Origin of the sequence: Flavobacterium sasangense DSM 21067 (assembly GCF_000686885.1) — a bacterium.
GTDB classification, from domain to species: Bacteria; Bacteroidota; Bacteroidia; order Flavobacteriales; family Flavobacteriaceae; genus Flavobacterium; species Flavobacterium sasangense.
On the sequence record NZ_JMLU01000001.1, the window covers coordinates 323,644 to 345,856 of the forward strand.

Genomic DNA, 22,213 nt, shown 5'->3' on the forward strand with positions numbered 1-22,213 from the left:
TTTTACTTGTTGTTCTTCCAAATAAAACCATCTAGTAGATAGTGAGTAAATTGTGGAATCGTAAGTAATGGAACTAAAAGGAATTGCCAATTAAAAGCATTAATTCCTACATTAAAATTTTCGTTCCAAACAAAAATTTCCCACAAATATTCTTCGGTAAAAGCAATTCCGATTAGAATTAAAACGAAGAAAATGACTCCTTTACTGTTTTTAAAATGAAATAATTCGCCCATTTCTTCTTTAGGTTTTGAATCGATTTCTTTTAAATATATTAATGCCATGTAAGGAATTCCGTGAGAAACTACATTTAAAAGTGTAAAAACTAAATCATTATTAAAATATACAATTCCAAAAAACCATGATAGTAAAGTTCCAATAATTATCAGGTTTTTTGGAATATTAAAATAGCTGATTTTCAAATAAAGATAAAGTGTTCGACATAAATAATATGCCACAACAAGAACATAAATTACAGTTGAAACTTGAATTAAAAACTGGCTTTCGTATCTAAAAAACTCTTTTTCTACAAACCAATTAAAAGCTCTTGGCGAAGAAAAAAACCAATACAACATAGGATAAATAGTTGCTGTGTAGATTATTAATGCATCTGAATATCGATTAATTTTTGTTTTTTCTTCTTTTCTTGCATACAACCTAACAAATCCATATTGCTGTCTAATAAAATGAAAAACAGCCACATAAGCTAAAACTGACCAAAAAACAGAACTTCCAAAACCAAATAAAAACAAACCTATTAGTAAACAAATTATTGGCAATCCAATGTACAGTTTTTTTCTCCTTTGAAATTCTGATTTTACAAAGTAAGTTTTGAAGAGAGTCGCATAAACGTGCGCCACATCAATAAAAACAATCAAAAACAACCAAGTGTAAAAGGAGTAATCTTCTTGAATTTGCGACAACCAATCCTGGAAAACAAATACAATTCCCAAAACAAAAAATGCTGGAAAAAGTATCAACCAAAAATCGGTTTTTGATTTATGAATCCAAGGTTGTTCCATCTACAATATTATTAACTACATTAATTCCTTGATGAAAAGCTTCTTCAAAAATAGAAATTCCAGCTAAATCACTGTGGGCGAAAAATATTTTATTTTCTATATTTTTTGAAGCTTCTTTGAGCGATTTACTTTTTAAAAAATTAGGAACAGGACTTATCATTCCGTGACCAATTCTGTGAATTTCAATCGTACTTATATATTGATCTATATCAGGATGTGCTATTTTTAAATCGGATAAGACTAATTCTTTCCAATGTTCGATTGGTCTTTTTAACAACTCTTTTCTATCTTTCTTTATGTCATTTGAACTAAAGCTGTAATAATATGTAATGACCTTTTTATCAATAATTTGCTCCAAATTTTGATGTTGATTATAAACGTATCCAAGACCTTTTGCTTTGTAAATTACATTATCCCAAGACAGAGGAAAACTTCCATTATCTGGAATATCGGTCAATGTGATAGAAGCCGTAAACCAAGGGGCGTAATGAAAATTATTTGCCGTATTTTTTCTTTCAGAAACCAAATACTTTGTGATATATTGTGGTGTGGCCAAAATTACTTTTTCGGCTAAAATAGTTATTGATTCATTAGATTTAGCATTAAAAACTAACACTTTAACTCCATCTGAATTAAGTTGGATATCATATACTAAATGATTTTTCAATACTTTATTTTCAATAGCTGATTTTAAATGTTTTACCAATCTACCATTCCCTTCTGGCCAAGTTAAGACCGTATCGTCATATTTTTTGTTTTCGTGTTTTCTAGCAGCAAAATAGTGAATCCCAGCCCAAGCCGAAACAAATTCGATTCCTAGACCAAAATCATCTTTACAACAATAATCTACATATTCTAAAATTTCTTCCGCAATGAAATTATTGTCTAACAACCATTTTTTCATCGTTATTTCATCCAGTGAATTTAAAGATTCATCCGAGGAGCAAAAAGACATTGGAATATCAAAAAAGTACTTTTTATCATTACCTTTTCTCTCACGAAACTCAGTCATTTTTTGAAGAAACAAATCTATTTGATTATCAACTTCTTTGGAGTTTCCATATCTTGGAATTAAATCCGTTTGCCAAGAATTACGAATAAATAATCGTTCGTTTGGATCAAAGCACAATTGCGTTTCATCAAAAACAGGTAAATTATCTTTGTAAGATACTATGATTTTTGATTCTTCTAAAAAGTTTAAAAGTTCTTTATCTCTTACATTAGGTAAAGGTAAATAATGTGCTGCTAAAGGAAATTTAGAATACTGATTTTCTCCATTTGCAGAATTTCCGCCTAATTTATTTTCTAGTTCTAAAACTAAAAAATCTTCAATTCCTTTTTTCTTAAATTGTCGCGCTGCTGAAAGTCCAGTAATACCACCACCAACAATTAAATAAGGGATTTGAATTTCTTTCGTTGGTTTTGGAAAATTCTTCAACCACAGTCGATGTCCTAAAATATGATTGGTTCCAGTAAGTTTTAGTGTAATTTCAATTAATTTATCTTTGCAAGAAACCAACAAACTGGGTACGGCAGCTATAATGGATAAAGCTGCTATTCTTTTGATAAAGGTTCTTCGTGAATTATAATTTCCCCCACTCTTCATCAAAATAGCGTACTAAAATTTGGTTATCCAATCGATTTACTTCAATGTCACTAGCTTTCATATCATTTGTAAATTGATTCAATGAATTGTATTGGTAATTATAAAAACGAAGGTTTTTGACTTTTCTATTTACGGAATTAAAATCAAAACTTGGGTTGTTTGAAGTAATGGTAAAACCCCATTCGCCAAAAGATGGCACATAAACATGATAAGCATCTGTATTTGAAAAAGACGTCTTTACAGTTTTATTGATGCACCAAAATGATTTAGGTGCAAAATAAGGCGAAGTTGTTTGAATCACTACAACAGCATTTGGTGCTAAAATTTTGGAAAGCGATTGATAAAAATTAACCGAATATAATTTTCCCAAACTATAATTGGATGGGTCAGGAAAATCAATTATTACAACATTATATTTTTTTTGAGCTTCTTTAACCCAAAGAAAAGCATCATTGTTAAAAACGCTTACTTTCTTATTTTCAAAGGAATGATTATTCAAATTTTTAAGTACAGGATTGGTTTTAAATAATTTGGTCATTCCGTCATCTAAATCTACTAACGTAATTTTTTTTACGTCATCGTATTTTAAAATTTCCCTCACTGCCAAACCGTCTCCACCACCAAGAACTAAAACCTCTTCAACAGAGTTTGCACTTGACATAGCAGGATGTACCAATGCTTCATGATAACGATATTCGTCGGCTGAACTGAATTGTAAATTATTATTCAAATACAATTTATAGTCATTTTTCAAATGCGTCAACACGATTCGTTGGTATGAAGTGGTTTTTGTAAAAACAATATTCTCACCATATAATTTCTCTTCAGAAAAAGAGAGAATTTTTTCGGAAAAAATGAAAAACCCTACTAAAATTAGAAAAGAGATTATCGCTTTAGCTTTCAAAAAATACACTTTCTTGATTTCTTTTTCCAATATAAAACAAAGCGCAATAGCAACACTTAGATTAATCATTCCAAAAAACAAGGAAGTTCTTATAATTCCTAATTGCGGAATAAAAACCAAAGGAAATAATACTGAAGCAAGTAAAGCACCAATATAATCAAAGGTAAAAACGTTAGAAACCAAGTCGCTAAACTTTACTCTATCTTTAAGAATATTCATTAAAAGCGGAATTTCTAATCCGACTAAACAGCCTGTAATGAATACTAAAAAATAAAGAATAAATTGAAAGTAAGCCACTTTTTCAAAAAGCAAGAATAATATAACCGAACTTAATCCGCCAACAATTCCAACTACGATTTCAATTTCGATAAAGGTATTGAGTTGATTTCTTTTGATAAATTTTGCAAAATATGAGCCTATTCCCATAGAAAATAAATATACTCCTATGATGAATGAAAATTGCTTTACAGAATCTCCCAAAAGATAACTCGCTAACGTTCCCGCGACTAATTCATAAATTAAGCCACAAGTTGCGATAACAAAAACTGCAAATAGTAATAGGTATTCAAACCTAAAAAATTTACCCATGAATTGCTGCGCTAATAATAAGAGAAATTCCGATAATTAATGCTGCAAAAACGATAGCCAGTGCCGTGTTTTTATTTTGAACAATTTCTTTCCATGTGTTTTCTGGTGTTATTTTTTCAATTATATAATAACTGATTATTAAAACAACAACTCCAACAACTGAGAAAATTAACGCATTTATTATGCCTTTTAATGCAATATATTCCATATTAAATTATTTATGATAAAATCGATTTACTGTACTATGTCCACTAGAACCTCCTGAATTATATTTTTCTGTAGATTCGCAATCACAAATTCTACTTCCTGTGAAGGAATATCCTAAAAATAGCATATAAACAAAAAGTCCAAATGCTATAGCCCATTTATTATCTTTTATAAACTGTGTCATATTATTCTTCATAAGGTGTGAAATCACTATTTTCCCATCTTCTTTGTTCGAAATTTTTCTTAAAATAGAAAATTATTGCAAATATTCCACCTAGAAAAACTAAACTCAGCATAAAGTTCCAAACCGAAGATTCGTTCCAAACGGCTTTTATATTCATGTTTTGATTAGAAGTGTCCGTATCTTGTTTTGAAGGTATTATTACCAAGTGATACTTTCCTTGAGCCACACCACAAAAATTAAAAGTCGTACTTGTACTTCCTTCTGTCCAACTTTCTCCATCAGTATAACCACTGTAGTATTCTATATCTTTTTGAGCGTATTCTTCTTCATTAGTTGTTTCATTCACTAAAGAAACTTGAGCGTTTGCCCATGAATTGTTTACATCAGAACTGGCTGAAACAATCAAAGGTGCTGGGCTTCCTTTTAATTCAAAAGAAGACGAAATGAATTCTTTATTTTTAAATTCTTCAAAATTCAAAGACGTATACAACACGTTTTTCTCCGTTCTACCAATATTAAAAAAGATATAAGTGGCTAAAATTAATATCGCAAATGACACAAAAACAAGAAGTGTGTTATAAATATTAAATAAAAATGGCTGAACAAGTCCTACTCCTGATTTATAAGGAAGTTGCGACACATTAAAGATCTTTTTTACTTCATTTGAAGAAAAATGCTTTCCTAAATAAGTTGTATCATCCTTATCAAATTCCTCAATAGAAATTATAAATGGCGGATTAATGTATTCAACCATTTTAACTGGCCTATTGCTTATTTCAAATTCATAAAAACCATAAACTCTTGCAACAAAAGCATCAGTATATTCATAAAGATTATAGGATATTTCTTTGTGTGTAAGTTTTTTATATTTACGAGAAACATCATACGATTCTGGAACTTCTTCCAATAAAATCCAATGTCCATCTGTTTCAGAAAGATATTTTACTTTACCCGATTTTGACATTAATGTATATTCACGCCAATAATAAATAGCATGAGCTCTTTTTATAATTAATCCAACAATTTCATAAGTTTCTCCATCAATGATTCCTTTTGTCCCAATCTTTAGAATGGTATCTTTAGGATTATAATCGTATGACTTTTCAAATTTTAACTTCGAATTATCGTAGGAAAAAAAACTATTACAATGCGAACAACCAAAGCTTTTAATTTCAAAACTTGATTCAATAGCTGTACTTTGATTACATTTAGGACAAGTAAACTCCATAATTATCTTTCCACTTCTATTTGTTTAACAATACTTGCTTCAAAATAAGCTATAAAATCTTTTGCAACACTTCTAACTTTATTAGAATTATCTTGGGAATAATTACAGAGATAAACATCCATAGTTAACGTATTAATTTCTGGCCAGGTATGAATACAAATATGAGATTCTTTTAAACAATAAGCAATCGTAAAACTTCCGTTTTCAAAAACAAATGAAGTATTTCCAACTTTTTCTAATTGGTTTTGAACCAAAAGTTTGTCGGTAAAAGACACAAAACCTAATAAATCTATTAATTTATTACTATTTGAAACCTCGAGCGTTAATAATTGATGTAATCCTAAAAGATTGCTTTGTTTTTCCATTATTTAAAAGTAAACCTATTCTTTATACGTTTCATTTCTACAAATGTTACAATAAAAAATAAAAAAAGCGAGAAAAATCTCGCTTTATTGTTCTGGTGCTATTTCAATTTCTAAGCCTTCTAAATCTTCTGTGATTGGAATTTGACAACCTAACCGTGAATTATCCTTTACGTGATAGGCTTCCCAAAGCATCGCTTCCTCATCTGGGTTGCGTTCTAAAGAAACTACATCATTTAAAATATAACACTGACAAGAGGCGCACATAGCCATTCCTCCACAAACACCAACGGTTCCCTCTTCGGCTAATTCATAAGAACGAATTAACTCCATAATGTTCATGTTCATGTCGGTTGGAGCTAACACTTCATGTTTAACTCCGTTTCTGTCGGTTATAAAAATGGTTACGTCTTGTGGCATGCTATTTCAAATAATTTATGATATATTCTTTATAATATAAGTGCTTCTTGCTTTGATTTTTAAACTTTTCTAACAATTCTTTATTATCAGAAATTATATTTTTAACAACTGCATTTGTCAGTTTCTTAACTTCAGCAGTTTGAAGATCAAGCACTTTCTCAACTCGTGTCACCATATAAATATCCATAACTTGAGCAGACTCAGTAGAATAAAAATAACACAATTTATTAACGAATTCTAATTTATAAAAAGCATAATCATTAATCTTTGACTTATAACCATCAACGATATATATATTTTTACCATCAGAAAAACCAAATACCTTTCCAATACTTTTTACTTCTTCTTTTTCAACATCTTGAAAATACACTTTCAAATATTCAAAAGAAAAATTAGTATTGTATTTTACATTGTGAGATTTAATTTCTCCAGCCAATTTCTGAGATGGATTATTATCCCTAAACTCTTCAAAACTTTTATAAATTCCGGGTTTTATCAAAGTATCTGATAAAATTGGAAATTGAGCAAAAGAACAAATACTTATAAAAAAGAAAAGAATTGTAATTAAATTTCTCATATTAATCAATTGATTTTACAACGGCTTTTTCTGCTTCTTTTCTTGTCCCATCAAAACCATCTACTCCTGAAACGGTGGTGTATTTCAATACGTAACGTTTTCCTGGATTGATTCTGTTGTAAACACTTTGGCACATTAAAGTAGCTTCGTGGAAACCACATAAAATCAGTTTTAATTTTCCTGGATAGATATTTACGTCACCAATAGCGTAAATTCCGTCGATATTGGTTTGATAATCTAACGCGTTATTTACTTTTATGGCGTTCTTTTCGATTTCCAATCCCCAGTTAGCAATTGGTCCTAATTTTGGCGTTAATCCGAAAAGTGGAATAAAATAATCACATTCTGCTTTCATTCTGGCTCCGTTAACTTCAATATCAACAGCGGTAATTCTTTCACTACCATTAAACCCAACAACTTCTGCAGGAGTAACTAATTTAATTTTTCCAGCGTTCTTTAATTCTTGTACTTTTTCAACTGAATCTAAAGCACCTCGAAATTCGTTTCTTCTGTGTACCAATGTTACTGAATTTGCAACATTGGACAAGAAAATACTCCAATCTAAAGCCGAGTCACCTCCACCTGCGATAACGATATTTTTTCCACGATATTTTTCTGGATCTTTTACAAAGTAATCTACTCCACGATCTTCTTTTTCGTAGAATTCGATATCTTTTAAAATAGGTTTTCTTGGCTCAAAAGTTCCTAAACCGCCTGCAATAGCTACTGCTTTTGCATGATGCTCTGTTCCTTCATTAGTGGTTACTATAAAAGTTCCGTCTTCTAATTTTTGGATGGTTTCTGCTGTTTCTCCTAAAGTAAATCCAGGTTGAAACTGTTTGATTTGTTCCATCAAATTATTCACTAGTTCTCCAGCTAAAACTGAAGGATAACCAGGAATATCGAAGATTGGTTTTTTAGGATACAATTCTGCTAATTGCCCGCCAGGTTGTGGCAAAGCATCAATGATATGACATTTAAGTTGTAAAAGTCCTGCTTCGAAAACGGCAAAAAGTCCCGTAGGACCAGCACCGATTATAAGAATATCTGTTTGAATCATTTTTTTAATTTTGAAAGTAGCAAAGTAACAAACTAGTATAATGTAGAAATATGATTTATGTCATACTATTGCTTTACTAGGCAATATTTTCTACCGTTTCAATTTGAGGCACGTATTTTTTAATTGTTGTTTCCACACCAGCTTTCATGGTGCTGATACTTAAGCTACAATTCGTACACGCTCCTTCTAAACGAACTTTTACATGTTTGTCTTCAATAATTTCTACTAATGAGATGTTTCCACCATCTGAATTCAAAAACGGACGAATTTCGTCTAGTGCTTTTTCAACATTCTCCTTTATTTCTAGTGTAGTCATATTTTTGATGTGTCAATTTTTCAATGTGTCGATGTATCAATATGTTTCAATTTCTAAATTGGCTAATTGACATATAGACTAATTGATAATTATTTTTTTACAGCAGAACAACCTGCCATTGTTGTTATTTTGATAGCTTCTGTTGGTGGTAATGTTTCGTTACGATTTACCGTTTCTTGCACTACATTTCTTGTAATATTTTCGAAAACACCTTCTAAAACTGAAGCCGTTTGCAATGCTGCTGGGCGACCGTAATCTCCTGCCTCACGAATACTTTGTACTAATGGCACTTCTCCTAATAAAGGTACTTGTAAATCTTCTGCTAAGTTTTTAGCACCTTCCTTACCAAAGATATAATATTTATTTTCAGGAAGTTCTTCTGGAGTGAAATATGCCATGTTTTCGATAATTCCTAAAACCGGAACATTAATCGATTCTGACATAAACATTGAAACCCCTTTTTTAGCATCAGCTAGAGCAACTGCTTGTGGCGTACTTACTACAACAGCTCCTGTAATTGGCAACGATTGCATAATTGATAAGTGAATATCCCCTGTTCCTGGTGGTAAATCGATTAACATGAAATCTAATTCTCCCCAGTTGGCATCAAAAATCATTTGGTTTAATGCTTTGGCTGCCATTGGACCTCTCCAAATCACCGCTTGATCTGGTTTTGTGAAAAATCCGATAGATAGAATTTCTACTCCATAACTTGCAACAGGTTGCATTTTTGATTTTCCATCTACCTCAACTGAAATAGGTTTCGAATTTTCAACATCAAACATTATGGGCATTGAAGGTCCATAAATATCAGCATCTAAAACCCCAACTTTGAATCCCATTTTAGCTAATGAAACAGCTAAATTTGCTGTAATTGTAGATTTACCAACACCACCTTTTCCTGAAGCAACTGCAATAATATTTGAAATTCCAGGGATTTGTTTTCCGCGAATCAAATTAGGATTTTCTGGTTTTTCTGGTGCTTCTACTTTGATGTTTACTTTTACTTTCGCTTTTTCGTATACTTTCTCGTGAATTACCTTGATAATATCTACTTCAGCACGTTTTTTAATATGCAAAGCAGGTGTTGATAAAAGTAAATCTACTACAACCTCATCGCCGAAAGTAATTACATTTTGAACTGCACCACTTTCCACCATATTTTTTCCTTCACCAGCTACCGAAATAGTTTCTAATGCAGCTAAAATTTCTTTTCTATCTAATTTCATTTTTTTAAATTTTTAACAAATCAGTTTAAAGCAGAATAATTTACGTTTTTATTCAGACTGATTTTAGATTGCAAAGATAATAAGAAGTTTAGGAGTTTAAAAGTTTAGATGTTTAAAGTTTTCTTATAATTGAATTGTTAAAATTTATTGTGTACTGAATATTAATTGTATTCACAAAAAAATCAAATATTTTTCCGAAAACTAAAAATTTGGCTCCCAAAAATGTTTGTCAAAATCGATAATTTGATTATCTATCACTTTTATTCCTTCGTTTTCTAAAAGTTGTTGCATCAGATTTGTGCCTTCAAAATGATGTTTTCCAGAAAGCATTCCAATTCTATTTACAACGCGATGCGCTGGGACATCTTCTAAATTGTGAGAAGCATTCATAGCCCAACCCACCATTCGTGCTGAACGTGCTGCACCAAGTGCTTTTGCAATGGTGCCATAAGAAGTTACCTTCCCTTCGGGAATTTGGCGAACGATTTCATAAACGCGTTCAAAAAAGTTGTCGTTATTTGATTTTAATTTCGTCAAAAAATTAAAAAAACATTTTATAAAGTGATGAAACTGCAACAATCCCTGTTAGTGTTGCAATTAAAAAATTTATGTTCTGAACTATAAAAGTAAGTTTATGTTCGATTTTCTTGAAGAATTTGGCATATAAATAAAACACAAAATAAGTTCCTGAAGCTGCTGCTAATGAAAACAAAAGAATTGAAACAATATCATATTGAAACAATTCTTTTGAAGACATCATTAAAGTAGTTAGCGCATACCAAGGAATTGCAAACATATTAAAGGAAGATAACGCCATTCCATAAAGGAAACGATTTCTTTTTTTATCGATCTTCACTTCAATTTCTTTTTTCTTTTTGGCATTGAATCCCATTATGGTAAAAGCAATGGTTAACCCAATGAAAATAAAAGTTCCTATTTTTTTCAATCCTTCACTGAAAACTGGATTCGCATCTAAGAATTTTGCAAAATACGTCCCCAAAAAACTTTGGATAAAAACCACTACAACTGCTCCTAAAGCAAAATTTAAGGCTTGTTTTTGACTTTCTTTGATGCTGATTTTAGCAATCGTCATATTCAACATACCTGGAATAATGATACCGCCAATGGAAATTATCAAACCTAAAAAAATAGCTAAAAGAAATGTCATAAATTGATTTTTATCAAAATTAAGGAAGAATATTGAAATGAATGTAACAAAAATTACTTAATTCGGAACTTGATATAGGTAATAGGTTTGTTTACTTCCAAATACTGACTTTCGTAAAACGTTTGAATTCCGGTCACTTCAGCTGGTGCTCCTTCGTTTTTGTAAATATTGTGATTCGCATAGATTACTTCATGACCCAAACCATGTAACAACCCTAATGTATAACCATGCATAAATTCTGAATCGGTTTTTAAATGCATCAATCCGCTTGGCTTTAGGATTTTTTTGTAGCGTTCTAAAAACTCCGCATTGGTCATTCTGTGCTTCGTTCTTTTGTATTTGATTTGTGGATCTGGGAAAGTAATCCAAATTTCAGACACTTCATTTTCAGCGAAAATATGATTGATTAACTCGATTTGCGTTCTTACAAAAGCTACGTTATTCATACACGATTCTACCGCAGTTTTTGCACCACGCCAAAATCTCGCTCCTTTGATATCAATTCCAATGAAGTTTTTTTCTGGAAATCTTTCGGCTAACCCAACAGAGTATTCACCTTTTCCACAACCTAATTCTAATACAATTGGGTTATCGTTTTTAAAGAATTCACTATTCCATTTACCTCTTAACGGAAATTCATTCCCTACAACTTCTTCTCTTGTTGGTTGAAAAACATTAGAAAACGTTTCGTTCTCACTGAATCTTTTTAATTTATTTTTACTTCCCACTTCTAAATAATTTTGGGCAAAATTAATCAAATAATTAGCAACACAAATAAACTTTTAATAATGTTTCAATAACCTTAACATTAGATACGTTTTCGTTTTTTGCATAAAACTTTTATTTTGAAGAAACGTAAAGTTGAAGTGGCTGTTATTTCCGATGTTCATCTTGGAACGTATGGTTGCCATGCGAAAGAATTATTGGATTATTTATCTTCGATAAAACCTAAAATTTTAATTCTAAATGGCGATATTATTGATATTTGGCAATTTAGAAAATCCTATTTTCCATCGAAACACTTAGAAGTAATTAAGAAAATTATTTCTATGAGTACCAAAGGTACAAAAGTGTACTACATTACCGGAAATCACGATGAATTTCTTAGAAAATTTACCGATTTACATATGGGAAACATCAGTTTAATTGATAAACTCGTATTAGAATTAGACCATAAAAGAGCTTGGATTTTTCATGGTGATGTTTTTGATGCTTCGATTACTCAAGCAAAATGGTTAGCAAAATTAGGCGGTTGGGGTTACGACATCCTCATTTTAATTAACCGATTTATCAATTGGGTTTTAGCCCGATTTAACAAAGAACCGTATTCGCTTTCTAAGAAAATTAAAAACAATGTAAAATCTGCTGTTAAATTTATCACTAACTTTGAAAATGTTTGTGTGGAATTGGCGATAGAAAACGACTACGATTATGTAATTTGCGGGCATATTCACGAGCCCAAAATTGAGTTTATGGAAAATGAAAAAGGAGAAGTTTTCTATTTGAATTCGGGCGATTGGGTAGAAAATTTAACCGCATTAGAATACAACAACAAAAAGTGGAAATTATACCAACACGATAGAAATTTTAGTTCGGAAGAAAATGAGTATAATTTTGAAGATGAAAATAAATTAGCCGAACAATTTATTGCGGTTTTGAAAAAGTAATGAAGAAAAAAATACTTATTGCGCCACTCAATTGGGGTTTAGGACATGCCACAAGATGTATTCCTATTATAAAAGCATTGGAAGAAAATGGTTTTGAACCCATTATTGCTTCTGACGGAGTAGCTTTAGCTTTGTTGAAAAAAGAATTCCCAAATCTTTTGAGTATTGAATTGCCTGCCTACAACATTCAATATGCAGAAAAAGGCAAAAACTTTAAGTGGAAATTAGCGCTTCAAATGCCAAAAATGATGTTGGCCATCAAAAAAGAGAAATCAAAAATCAATAAGATTATCGAAAACTATGAAATTGATGGAATTATTAGCGATAATCGATTGGGTGTTTATTCTTCAAAAGTCCCTTCGGTTTTCATTACACATCAATTGAATGTACTTTCTGGAAAAACCTCTTGGTTGACTACCAAATTGCATTCGCGTTATATTTCTAAATTTGATGCTTGCTGGGTTCCTGATGTAGCTGGCGCGGAAAATTTATCAGGAAAATTAGGTCATCCCGAAAAAATAGTGGATAAAATCAATTACATTGGACCTTTAAGTCGAATTGAAAAAAAATCACTCCCAATCAAGTACGATATTATGGTTTTATTATCAGGACCAGAACCACAGCGTACTTTATTGGAAAAGAAACTTATCAAAGAATTAGAAAACAGTTCAAAGGAAATTCTTTTTGTAAAAGGTATTGTGGAATCGCAACAACAAATGGAGAAAGTAAATTCGATTACCTATTACAATTTCATGAATTCGGAACAATTAAGTACCGCTTTTAACGAAAGTGAATTTATAGTTTGTCGTTCGGGTTATACAACGGTTATGGATTTGGCAAAATTGGAGAAAAAAGCATTTTTTATTCCGACGCCTGGGCAATACGAACAAGAATATTTGGCTAAAAAGTTTAAATCGGAAATTGTGGCTCCAAGTTGCAAGCAAGAGAAATTCAAAGCTTCCAAATTAGAAAAAATTCACTTTTACAAAGGATTTAAGGATTTTTCGGTTGACCCGAATTGGAAAGAATTATTTCGTCTTTTCCAAAGTAAATGAAAATTCTGAACCAACTCCGATTTGACTTTCTACATAGATTTTTTCATCGTGACCTTCAATGATGTGTTTCACGATAGCTAATCCTAAACCTGAACCGCCTTCGCTTCTTGCACCACTTTTATCTACTCGGTAAAAACGTTCAAATAAACGTGGAATGTTTTGTTTTTCGATACCTTCACCGTTATCGGTAATTCTTATGATGACTTTATTTTTGGTTAAATCTTCTATTCCTACTTCAGTTGTTCCCCCTTTTTTACCGTATTTGATAGAATTTACTACCAAGTTCGTCACTACTTGTTGGATTTTCTCTTGATCGGCCATTACCCAAATTGGTTTAGCGTATTTGGTGTCAAAAGTCAAGGTAATGTTTTTGTTTGCGGCTTTCATTTCGAACAAATCAAATACATTCTGAATTACCTCAACAATATTAAAACGAGTTACGTCTAGATTAATTTCACCAACTTCTAATTTGGTAATCATATCTAAATCTTTCACGATGTAAATCAAACGTTCCACTCCTTTTTCGGCACGTTCTAGATATTTCGTTCGGATATTTTTGTCTTCCATCGCGCCATCAAGAAGCGTAAGCAAATAACCTTGAATCGTAAAAAGTGGTGTTTTTAATTCGTGCGAAACGTTTCCTAAAAATTCTTTTCGGTATTCTTCTCTAATTTTTAAGGTTTCGATTTCTAATTTTTTATCTCGGGCAAACTTTTTTACTTCTTTCGTCAACGTTGCCATATCGGTTGTCACAGGTTGATTTACATAAGAAGTAGTTTCTAAAAGCGAAACGTCGTCATAAATTTTCTTTACTCTTTTATAGATAAAATGCTCCACTCTAAATTGAATTAAAAAGAATGTCGCCGCATAAAAAATTAGCGAAAAACCTAAAACAACCAGTAAATTTAATGACTGAACAAAATAATGATATAAAAAAATAGTCGCTAAAAAGAACAAGGTTACGTATAACGATGACTTTAAAGCGAACTTATAAGATTTTTTAAATTTTAATTGCATTAAAATTCGATTTTATATCCCACTCCTTTAATGGTTTTAAAGAAGCTATCTCCAATTTTTTCTCTTAATTTTCTGATGTGAACATCGATGGTTCTTCCACCCACTACTACTTCGTTACCCCAAACTTTGTCTAAAATTTCTTCGCGAGTAAATACTTTTCCCGGTTTTGTAGCTAGTAAATAGAACAATTCAAATTCTTTACGAGGCAAGATAATTTCTTCACCATCTTTAATGATTTTGTATTCTTCTCTGTTGATTTCGATATTACCTACTGTTAAAGTTGTAGTTGACGAAACGCCTTCTACTCCTTTCAATCTTCTTAACAATGCTTGCACTTTACTTACCAAAACTTTTGGTTTGATTGGTTTTGCAATGTAATCATCAGCCCCAGCATCAAAACCTGCTACTTGCGAATAATCTTCGGAACGAGCAGTTAAAAAAGTAATAATCGTATCTTGAAGTTCTGGAATTTTTCTGATGTTTTCACAAGCTTCCATTCCGTCCATTTCGGGCATCATTACATCCATAATTATTAAATGAGGGTGCTCTTTCTTTGCTTTTGCGATAGCTTCTTTTCCATTAGAAGCCGTAACAATTTGATAGCCTTCTTGAGAAAGATTATATCCAACAATTTCTAAGATATCTTGCTCATCATCAACCAATAAGATCTTAATGTCTTTTTTCTTCATTACAAAATTTGTTATGTTTTGGTTTGTAAAGGTAAAGATAAAATAAAATGTTCAAAGGAGTTTACAATTATTTAATCTATTAACAATTCGGTAACGCATTCACAACTAATTCATAACAGGCAAGTAACTTTACTATAACACTCTGGCAGTTCCTTTGCACCAAAATTTAACAACACAAAATGAAACTACGTTATCTATTATTATCATTATTCTTTTCAGTAGCAATGTTTGCTCAAAATGGAACTGTAACTGGAACTATTTTAGATAAAGAATTTAACAACGAACCTTTACCTTTTGCTAACATAGTAATTAAAGGAACAAAACAAGGAACTTCTACAGATGAAAATGGTAAATATTCCATTTCATTAAAACCAGGAAATTATACTTTAGTAATTGGATATTTAGGATACGAAACTAAAGAAATACCATTTACCTTAAAAGCCAATGAGAAAAAAGTAATCAATCACACTTTAGAAGCTAGTGGCGTTCAGTTAGCTGATATTGAAATTATTCAAGTGGTTTCTAAAGAAAAAGAAAGTGCTTTATTACAAGAACAACAAAAAGCAGTTGAGATCAAACAAAGTATTGGTGCTGAAGAAATTTCTAAAAAAGGAATTGGAGATGTAGCAGCAGCAGTTGCAAAAACATCGGGTATTTCTAAACAAGAGGGTTCAAGCGATATTTTTGTTAGAGGTTTAGGTGATCGATACAATTCTACTACAATGAATGGATTACCATTACCATCAAATAATCCTTCTACTAAAAATATGTCTTTAGATGTTTTCTCAACTGACATTGTGGAATACATTGGAATTGATAAAACATTCAATTATAAAAACTATGGAGACTTTGCAGGAGCAAACGTTGATATTGTTTCTAAAACATACAAAGGAAGCGGAATGATTGAAGTAGGAAGTGGTATGAATGCAAATTCAAATGCAATTTCACAAAACAAATTTTATTTGCAAGACGGACCAAGTTTTAATGGTTTTAGTAATCAACCTATACCAAATAATCCATTAGCTAGTTATAATTTTACTACAAGTTGGGACAAACAAGCTGCAACTCCAATAGGAAGTTCATTTTACTTAAGAGGAGGCGATTCTTACTCAGTAGGTTCTAACGGGAAATTAAGCTTCTTTTTAAACACTTCATTTGATAATAATTATAATTACAAAGAAGGTGTAAGAAGAGGTGGTGTTGAAGCTAGTCAAGGTGTAGCTTATAAAGATTTATTTAGAAAAGCATATGAATACCAAACAAGTTCAAATGCTATGGCTAATATTAACTATAAAATAAACAGTAATCATAACATCAAATTAAATACGATGTATATTAATTCTACATCTCAAAAACACGAAGAGTTTACAGGTGTAATTGATATTTTTGATGCAGCTCCTAATGGCGGAGGATATTTAACACGTTCAACATTTGAAAGAACTTCATTACTTATTAATCAGTTATTAGGTAATCACACTTTGAGTAATCGTATCAACTTTGATTGGGGACTTTCATACAACATGATGACAAACGTAATTCCTGATCGTATGCAAAACACATTCGTACCATCAGATAATGACAACCCAACAACATCTCCACTAATTGTTTCAAACTTAAACAAATCGGATAATCATAGATATTTTCAAGAAATGACTGATGATGAATTAGCTGGGAATTTTACTTTGTCATATAAATTTGGGAAAACAGCTGAAGACAAATATAAAGGGAAATTTATCGCAGGATATAGCGCCAGATATAAAGAAATTAATTTTGATGCAACTCAATTTAACTTCAAAATTAACTCGCAACAAATTATAGATTTGAATAACATTGATGGATATTTTAATCAAAATAGCTTCAATTTAGGATATTTCGATATTCAAACATTTAGAGGTGGTTTAAGTGCTCCAAATGCATTAGATCCTCAAAATTTTAATGGTCAACAAATTATTTCTGCAGGTTTTGGAGCTATTGAATATCAGTTTACACCAAAATTATTCGTAATTGCTGGTTTCCGTTCTGAATATATTATCCAAGATATTTTTTACAGCACTTCATTAAAGTCTGGGAAAAAATTATCTGATACCATGGAATATTTACCTTCATTAACTGCAAAATATGAAATAAGCGAAAAACAAAATATAAAATTTGCAGCTAGTAAAACTTATACTTTACCTCAGTTTAAAGAAAGAGCACCTTTCTTATTTGAAGAAGTAGGACAAAGTTTCTTTGGAAATGAAAACTTATACAACTCTACTGATTATAACTTTGATCTAAAATGGGAAATGTATCCTAAAAATGGTGAAGTTATATCATTTACAGGATTTGGTAAATATATTCAAAACCCAATCAATCAAGTTACAGTTGCTTCTGCTACAAATGATATTTCTTGGGTAAATACAGGAGAAAAAGCAATCGGTTTAGGGATTGAAGGGGAATGGAGAAAAAACATTATTTCAAGAGAAAATAGTACAACAGGTGAAAAAACTAATTTAGGTTTTGGATTAAATGTTTCTTATTTATTTACTAATCAAGATTTAGATACTCAAAAAGTAATTGAAGAAAATCCAGGAATTAGTGTGGCATTTACAAATAAAGATTCAAGACTTACAGGAGCTTCTGATTTATTAGTAAACTCTGATATCAGTTTCAACAAAGATTTTAAAAATGATAAATCGCTAACGGCAACTTTAGCTGGAGGTTACTTTTCAGACAGAATTTATGCGCTTGGTGTTACCGGAAAAGGGGATTTAGTAGATAGTGAAGTTATTACTTTAGATTTTGTATTAAAATATAAAATAAACAAAAATATTGGGTTTGGATTTAGTGCAAAGAACTTAACCAACCCAACTATCGAAAGAACACAAGATATTCAAAATGTTGTAGTTGACTCTTACAAGAAGGGGAGAAACTTTAGTATTTCGATGAAATATTCTTTCTAAAACAATTAGTTAACAATAATTAAATATTTGGCAGATTTTATTTCAAAATCTGCCTTCTTTTTTAATAAACTAATAACATTAGGATAAACACTAAAAAACAATTCAGGTCTACATTTGCTTCAATAAATTAAATAACACAAAAATGAAAAATTTACTATTATCAGCTTTAGCTATAGCTGTTTTAACTTTCACTTCTTGCTCAAGAGATGAAGAATCTGATAACAACAATAATGCTGTGACTATTAATCCAGCAGATTTTAAAGGAGAATTGTTAGCAGGACAATCTGCTACATTAGACCCTACACAAGTATACAACTTAACAGGTTCATTTATCGTTAGAGGTGGTGCAACTTTAACTATTCCAGCTGGAACAAGAATTGAAGCTACTGGAGGAACTGCTTCTTACATTGCAATCGCTCAAGACGGGTTACTTTATGTGAATGGAACATCTACTAATCCAGTAGTAATGACAAGTGGTAACGCTGTTAAAGCTACAGGAGATTGGGGTGGATTAGTAATTTGTGGTAGAGCAAACACAAACAAAGGAGGTTCAACTGGTCAAACTGCTACTTCAGAGGTAGGAGATTTAACTTATGGAGGCACAGAAAACACAGATAGTTCAGGTGTTATTCGTTACTTAAGAGTTGAATACACAGGTGCTGCATTTAACGCAACTAAAGAATTTAATGGTGTATCATTATTTGGTGTAGGTAGCGGTACGGTTTTCGAATATGTTCAAGCTTACAAAAGTGGTGATGATGGAATTGAATTTTTTGGTGGAGCTGTCAATCCAAGATATTTAATTGCATTACATAGTGAAGATGATGCGGTTGACTTTGCTGATGGTTTCTCTGGAACAATTGATTATGTGTTTATCAAAGATGTAGCTAAAGCAGGAGTTGAAGGTTCAAACAATGGAGACAATGGAGCTGCAACTCCAACAACAAACGCAACATTAAAAAACTTTACAATCTTAAAAGGAAGTTTAGCTGGTTCTGAGCACGGAATGTATTTAAAAGAAGGTACTGGTAAATGGAACTGTCAAAACATCTATATTGATGGATTTACTAAAGGTTTAAAAATCAATTCATCAACAGCTGATGCTAATTCAAACTTAAACGTTGATAATGGTTTTGTTACTTTCAATCCTATTTATTTTGGAGCAACTATAACAACGAATTCTGAATACGCTGGTACAAATACAACTTACTTAACTGTAGGAACAAACACTGGAGCTGGAAATAGTGGTGCAACACCAACTTGGGCAACTGGCTGGACAACTGGTTTTTAATTAAAAACAAAATTGTATTACATAATCCCTCTTCGTGAGGGATTTTTTATTTGGCATTGTATTTGCAATTAAAAAAATTATTATCTTTACACTCAATAATAGTTGTACATGAAAAAAAATTACTTTTATATTTTTCTTCTTATGTTTTTGTTTTCTTTTAGCCTTCAGGCACAAGAGAACAAATCTGCTATTGCAACTAAAACTCAAGAACCCACAATTGAGGGCTTAGCTATTTATCCAAACCCCGTAAACTCTGATAAAATTTACATTACTACCAAATCGTCATTAGACAAAAAGGTGGAAATTTTTAATGTACTTGGAAAAAAAGTACTAGAGACGGTTATTACTTCAAAAGAAGTAAATGTGAGCAATCTTGCCGCCGGTGTTTATATCATCAAAATTAAAGAAGGTGAAGCTACCGCAACAAGAAAGTTAATTATCAATTAGTTATATTTTTAATTAAATAAAATTAATTTAAACTTAACATCTTTTTATTAGTAAGAAATTTAATTTGTTTCTATCTTTGTACCATTAATTAAAAAATGAAAAAATGAAAAAACTTTACACTTTATTATTTGTTGCTTTAACTGGGATTTCTTTTGGTCAGGTTGCTTTGTATGAAGATTTTAATTACACTGTACCTGGTTTTGTTGGCGGCAACACTAACACTACCGATGCGACTGGTTCCAATAATTGGTCTACCCACAGTAACTCACAAATTGGAACTATTGATGTTATTTCAGGAAATTTAACATATCCAGGTCTAGCAAACTCAAACGGTAATAAGATTTTATTACCTGGAAATAATACAACAGTACCTAGAGATATTAATAGAGGATTCACAACTACAGCTACAACAATTTATTACTCATTTTTATTAAACATTGTAGACAATACTCAACTTACGGCTACGATTTCTGGCACTAACAATTACTTTATAAGTTTAGGCGGAACTACAGGAACTAGTGTTTCAAGTTTATTCGGTAGAGTTGCTGCAACAACAACAAATTCAGGAGCTAATTTCAGACTTTCAATTTCTAACACATCAACAGGTACATTAACGTATACTGAAAATCCAGTTGATCTTAATTTTGGAACAACTTACCTAGTAGTTGTAAAATATGATAGAAGTGCAGCGCCTACAGTTGCTACGATGTGGGTAAACCCTTCTAACTTAGGAGGAACTGAGCCAACTTCAACTATTACAAACAATTCAGGGACAGCTGCTGTTACTGCATTCGCTTCTGTTGCTATAAGAAATGCTTCTGCTACTCCAAAAGCTGAAATTGATGAAATAAGAGTTGGTGAAACTTGGGCAAGCGTTACTCCAGAAGCTCCAGCTAGCACAAATTCAAATTCAATTTCAGGTTTAACAATGTATCCAAACCCATTAAAAGGAAATACATTATTTATTACTTCAACTGCTAATGCTGAAATGAATGTAAAAATCTACAATGTCTTAGGCAAAGAAGTTTTATCAACTAAAGTTAACAATACTTCAGTTGACGTAAGCAACCTAGCTTCAGGTGTTTACATTGTAAAAGTTACTGAAGAAGGCAAAACTGCTACAAGAAAATTAGTTATCCAATAATTAGTTTTTAAAACATATTGAAAAGCATCAACGAAAGTTGGTGCTTTTTTAGTTATGATAAATTTGTTTCCTATTTTTGCACCATGATTCCACAAGAAGATATTTTCCAAATTGGCTCTAAAAAAGAATTTGAAAAAATTACTTTAAAAGTATTTCGTCATCAGTACGATAACAATTTGGTGTACCAACAATTTTGCAACTTCTTAAAGAAAGACAAAACCAATGTGAAATCGTTAACCGAAATTCCATTTTTACCCATTCAGTTTTTTAAAAGTCATAACGTTTTAAGTTCTCCAGAAACTATTCAACAAACGTTTACCAGTAGCGGTACAACAGGAATGCAAACCAGCAAACATTTAGTTACCGATGTAAGTTGGTATGAAATGAGTTATCGTTTAGGTTTTTCAGAATTCTATGGTAATATTGAAGATTATTGCGTTTTAGCCTTACTCCCATCCTATTTAGAGCGTGAAGGTTCTTCATTAATTTATATGGTAGAAGATTTAATTCAAAGTAGCAATCATGAAGATTCTGGATTTTATTTAAACAATTATGATGAATTGATTTCAAAATTGATTGAATTGGATGATTCAGGTCAGAATGTGATTTTAATTGGAGTTACGTATGCTTTGTTGGATTTAATTGAGAAGCAAAAATTCCAATTAAAAAACACTATCATAATGGAAACCGGCGGCATGAAAGGCAAACGCAAAGAAATGATCCGTGAAGAATTACATTCCATTTTATGCAAGGGATTTGGTGTTTCAAAAATCCACTCCGAATATGGCATGACCGAATTACTATCGCAAGCGTATTCTTTAGGTGATGGTATTTTCGAATGCCCGCCATGGATGCAAATTTTAGTTCGCGACACTGAAGATGCTTTGACTTATGTTTCCGAAGGAAAAACTGGCGGAATTAACGTTATTGATTTGGCCAATATTAATTCGTGTTCGTTTATTGCTACGCAGGATTTGGGAAAAAAATATCCCAACCATTCTTTCGAAGTGTTGGGACGTTTTGATAATTCAGATATTCGTGGTTGTAACCTGATGATTGTTTAAGTGTTAATCTGATGATTTGTTTAATCGAT

24 protein-coding genes are annotated in these 22,213 nt (G+C 31.4%); 7 read left to right on the forward strand and 17 right to left on the reverse strand.

Annotated features, from left to right (window positions below):
* Positions 1-2: 2 nt before the first annotated feature.
* From BP92_RS0101565 to trmB, 15 genes are all read right to left on the reverse strand, one after another.
* Positions 3-1,019 (reverse strand): hypothetical protein, encoded by a 1,017-nt coding sequence (locus BP92_RS0101565; protein ID WP_026724429.1) that lies wholly within the window; start codon positions 1,017-1,019, stop codon positions 3-5.
* Positions 997-2,625: a flavin monoamine oxidase family protein gene (locus BP92_RS0101570; protein WP_026724430.1), complete on the reverse strand. Its 1,629-nt coding sequence runs from the start codon at positions 2,623-2,625 to the stop codon at positions 997-999. Before BP92_RS0101570 ends, BP92_RS0101565 begins: the two co-directional genes overlap by 23 nt.
* Positions 2,603-4,117, reverse strand: a complete 1,515-nt coding sequence (locus BP92_RS0101575) for a polyamine aminopropyltransferase (protein ID WP_026724431.1) — start codon at positions 4,115-4,117, stop codon at positions 2,603-2,605. The genes BP92_RS0101570 and BP92_RS0101575 overlap by 23 nt, the downstream gene beginning before the upstream one ends.
* Positions 4,110-4,325: a DUF350 domain-containing protein gene (locus tag BP92_RS0101580; RefSeq protein WP_026724432.1), complete on the reverse strand. Its 216-nt coding sequence runs from the start codon at positions 4,323-4,325 to the stop codon at positions 4,110-4,112. Before BP92_RS0101580 ends, BP92_RS0101575 begins: the two co-directional genes overlap by 8 nt.
* A gap of 6 nt (positions 4,326-4,331) precedes the next feature.
* Positions 4,332-4,508: a hypothetical protein gene (locus tag BP92_RS17195; protein ID WP_162833731.1), complete on the reverse strand. Its 177-nt coding sequence runs from the start codon at positions 4,506-4,508 to the stop codon at positions 4,332-4,334.
* A 1-nt stretch (position 4,509) separates the two neighbouring features.
* Positions 4,510-5,736 carry a DUF4178 domain-containing protein gene (locus BP92_RS0101590; RefSeq protein WP_026724433.1) on the reverse strand — a complete coding sequence of 409 codons (1,227 nt, stop codon included), beginning with the start codon at positions 5,734-5,736 and terminating at the stop codon, positions 4,510-4,512.
* A gap of 2 nt (positions 5,737-5,738) precedes the next feature.
* A complete protein-coding gene (locus tag BP92_RS0101595) occupies positions 5,739-6,101 on the reverse strand; it encodes an S-adenosylmethionine decarboxylase family protein (protein ID WP_026724434.1) in 363 nt (120 codons plus the stop codon).
* A gap of 84 nt (positions 6,102-6,185) precedes the next feature.
* The gene (locus BP92_RS0101600; RefSeq protein WP_026724435.1) at positions 6,186-6,518 is read right to left on the reverse strand and encodes a 2Fe-2S iron-sulfur cluster-binding family protein; all 333 of its coding nucleotides are present in this window, start codon (positions 6,516-6,518) and stop codon (positions 6,186-6,188) included.
* Between the two features lies 1 nt (position 6,519).
* A complete protein-coding gene (locus tag BP92_RS0101605; RefSeq protein ID WP_026724436.1) occupies positions 6,520-7,095 on the reverse strand; it encodes a hypothetical protein in 576 nt (191 codons plus the stop codon).
* 1 nt (position 7,096) lies between these two features.
* Positions 7,097-8,155 carry an NAD(P)/FAD-dependent oxidoreductase gene (locus BP92_RS0101610; RefSeq protein WP_026724437.1) on the reverse strand — a complete coding sequence of 353 codons (1,059 nt, stop codon included), beginning with the start codon at positions 8,153-8,155 and terminating at the stop codon, positions 7,097-7,099.
* 76 nt (positions 8,156-8,231) lie between these two features.
* Positions 8,232-8,471 carry a NifU family protein gene (locus BP92_RS0101615; protein WP_026724438.1) on the reverse strand — a complete coding sequence of 80 codons (240 nt, stop codon included), beginning with the start codon at positions 8,469-8,471 and terminating at the stop codon, positions 8,232-8,234.
* 89 nt (positions 8,472-8,560) lie between these two features.
* Positions 8,561-9,700 carry an Mrp/NBP35 family ATP-binding protein gene (locus BP92_RS0101620; RefSeq protein ID WP_026724439.1) on the reverse strand — a complete coding sequence of 380 codons (1,140 nt, stop codon included), beginning with the start codon at positions 9,698-9,700 and terminating at the stop codon, positions 8,561-8,563.
* A gap of 201 nt (positions 9,701-9,901) precedes the next feature.
* On the reverse strand, positions 9,902-10,237 hold the full coding sequence (locus BP92_RS0101625; protein ID WP_026724440.1) for an MGMT family protein: 336 nt from the start codon (positions 10,235-10,237) through the stop codon (positions 9,902-9,904).
* Between the two features lie 4 nt (positions 10,238-10,241).
* Positions 10,242-10,868, reverse strand: a complete 627-nt coding sequence (locus tag BP92_RS0101630; RefSeq protein ID WP_026724441.1) for a LysE family transporter — start codon at positions 10,866-10,868, stop codon at positions 10,242-10,244.
* A gap of 53 nt (positions 10,869-10,921) precedes the next feature.
* Positions 10,922-11,596, reverse strand: a complete 675-nt coding sequence (gene trmB, locus BP92_RS0101635) for a tRNA (guanosine(46)-N7)-methyltransferase TrmB (protein WP_026724442.1) — start codon at positions 11,594-11,596, stop codon at positions 10,922-10,924.
* A 117-nt stretch (positions 11,597-11,713) separates the two neighbouring features.
* On the opposite strand from trmB, the gene BP92_RS0101640 reads away from it, so the two are divergent.
* Positions 11,714-12,535 carry a UDP-2,3-diacylglucosamine diphosphatase gene (locus BP92_RS0101640; protein WP_035692608.1) on the forward strand — a complete coding sequence of 274 codons (822 nt, stop codon included), beginning with the start codon at positions 11,714-11,716 and terminating at the stop codon, positions 12,533-12,535.
* Positions 12,535-13,590 carry a glycosyltransferase gene (locus BP92_RS0101645; protein WP_026724444.1) on the forward strand — a complete coding sequence of 352 codons (1,056 nt, stop codon included), beginning with the start codon at positions 12,535-12,537 and terminating at the stop codon, positions 13,588-13,590. The genes BP92_RS0101640 and BP92_RS0101645 overlap by 1 nt, the downstream gene beginning before the upstream one ends.
* On the opposite strand, the gene BP92_RS0101650 is transcribed toward BP92_RS0101645, so the two are convergent.
* Together BP92_RS0101650 and BP92_RS0101655 are read right to left on the reverse strand one after the other, a co-directional pair.
* Positions 13,564-14,607 carry a sensor histidine kinase gene (locus tag BP92_RS0101650; RefSeq protein ID WP_026724445.1) on the reverse strand — a complete coding sequence of 348 codons (1,044 nt, stop codon included), beginning with the start codon at positions 14,605-14,607 and terminating at the stop codon, positions 13,564-13,566. The two genes, BP92_RS0101645 and BP92_RS0101650, sit on opposite strands and share 27 nt — an antisense overlap.
* Positions 14,607-15,296, reverse strand: a complete 690-nt coding sequence (locus tag BP92_RS0101655) for a response regulator transcription factor (RefSeq protein ID WP_026724446.1) — start codon at positions 15,294-15,296, stop codon at positions 14,607-14,609. The genes BP92_RS0101650 and BP92_RS0101655 overlap by 1 nt, the downstream gene beginning before the upstream one ends.
* Positions 15,297-15,475: 179 nt before the next feature.
* Between BP92_RS0101655 and BP92_RS0101660 the strand changes: the two genes are divergently transcribed.
* The 5 genes from BP92_RS0101660 (at position 15,476) to BP92_RS0101680 (ending at position 22,184) form a co-directional block, all read left to right on the forward strand.
* Positions 15,476-18,238 (forward strand): TonB-dependent receptor, encoded by a 2,763-nt coding sequence (locus BP92_RS0101660; protein ID WP_026724447.1) that lies wholly within the window; start codon positions 15,476-15,478, stop codon positions 18,236-18,238.
* Positions 18,239-18,380: 142 nt separating this feature from the next.
* Positions 18,381-19,529 (forward strand): hypothetical protein, encoded by a 1,149-nt coding sequence (locus BP92_RS0101665; protein WP_026724448.1) that lies wholly within the window; start codon positions 18,381-18,383, stop codon positions 19,527-19,529.
* 108 nt (positions 19,530-19,637) lie between these two features.
* Positions 19,638-19,976, forward strand: a complete 339-nt coding sequence (locus BP92_RS0101670) for a T9SS type A sorting domain-containing protein (protein ID WP_026724449.1) — start codon at positions 19,638-19,640, stop codon at positions 19,974-19,976.
* A gap of 103 nt (positions 19,977-20,079) precedes the next feature.
* Entirely contained in the window at positions 20,080-21,120 is a 1,041-nt protein-coding gene (locus tag BP92_RS16630) for a T9SS type A sorting domain-containing protein (RefSeq protein WP_051604344.1), read from the forward strand.
* An 83-nt stretch (positions 21,121-21,203) separates the two neighbouring features.
* Complete coding sequence (locus BP92_RS0101680; RefSeq protein ID WP_026724450.1) at positions 21,204-22,184, forward strand: LuxE/PaaK family acyltransferase; 981 nt, start codon at positions 21,204-21,206, stop codon at positions 22,182-22,184.
* Positions 22,185-22,213: the final 29 nt, after the last annotated feature.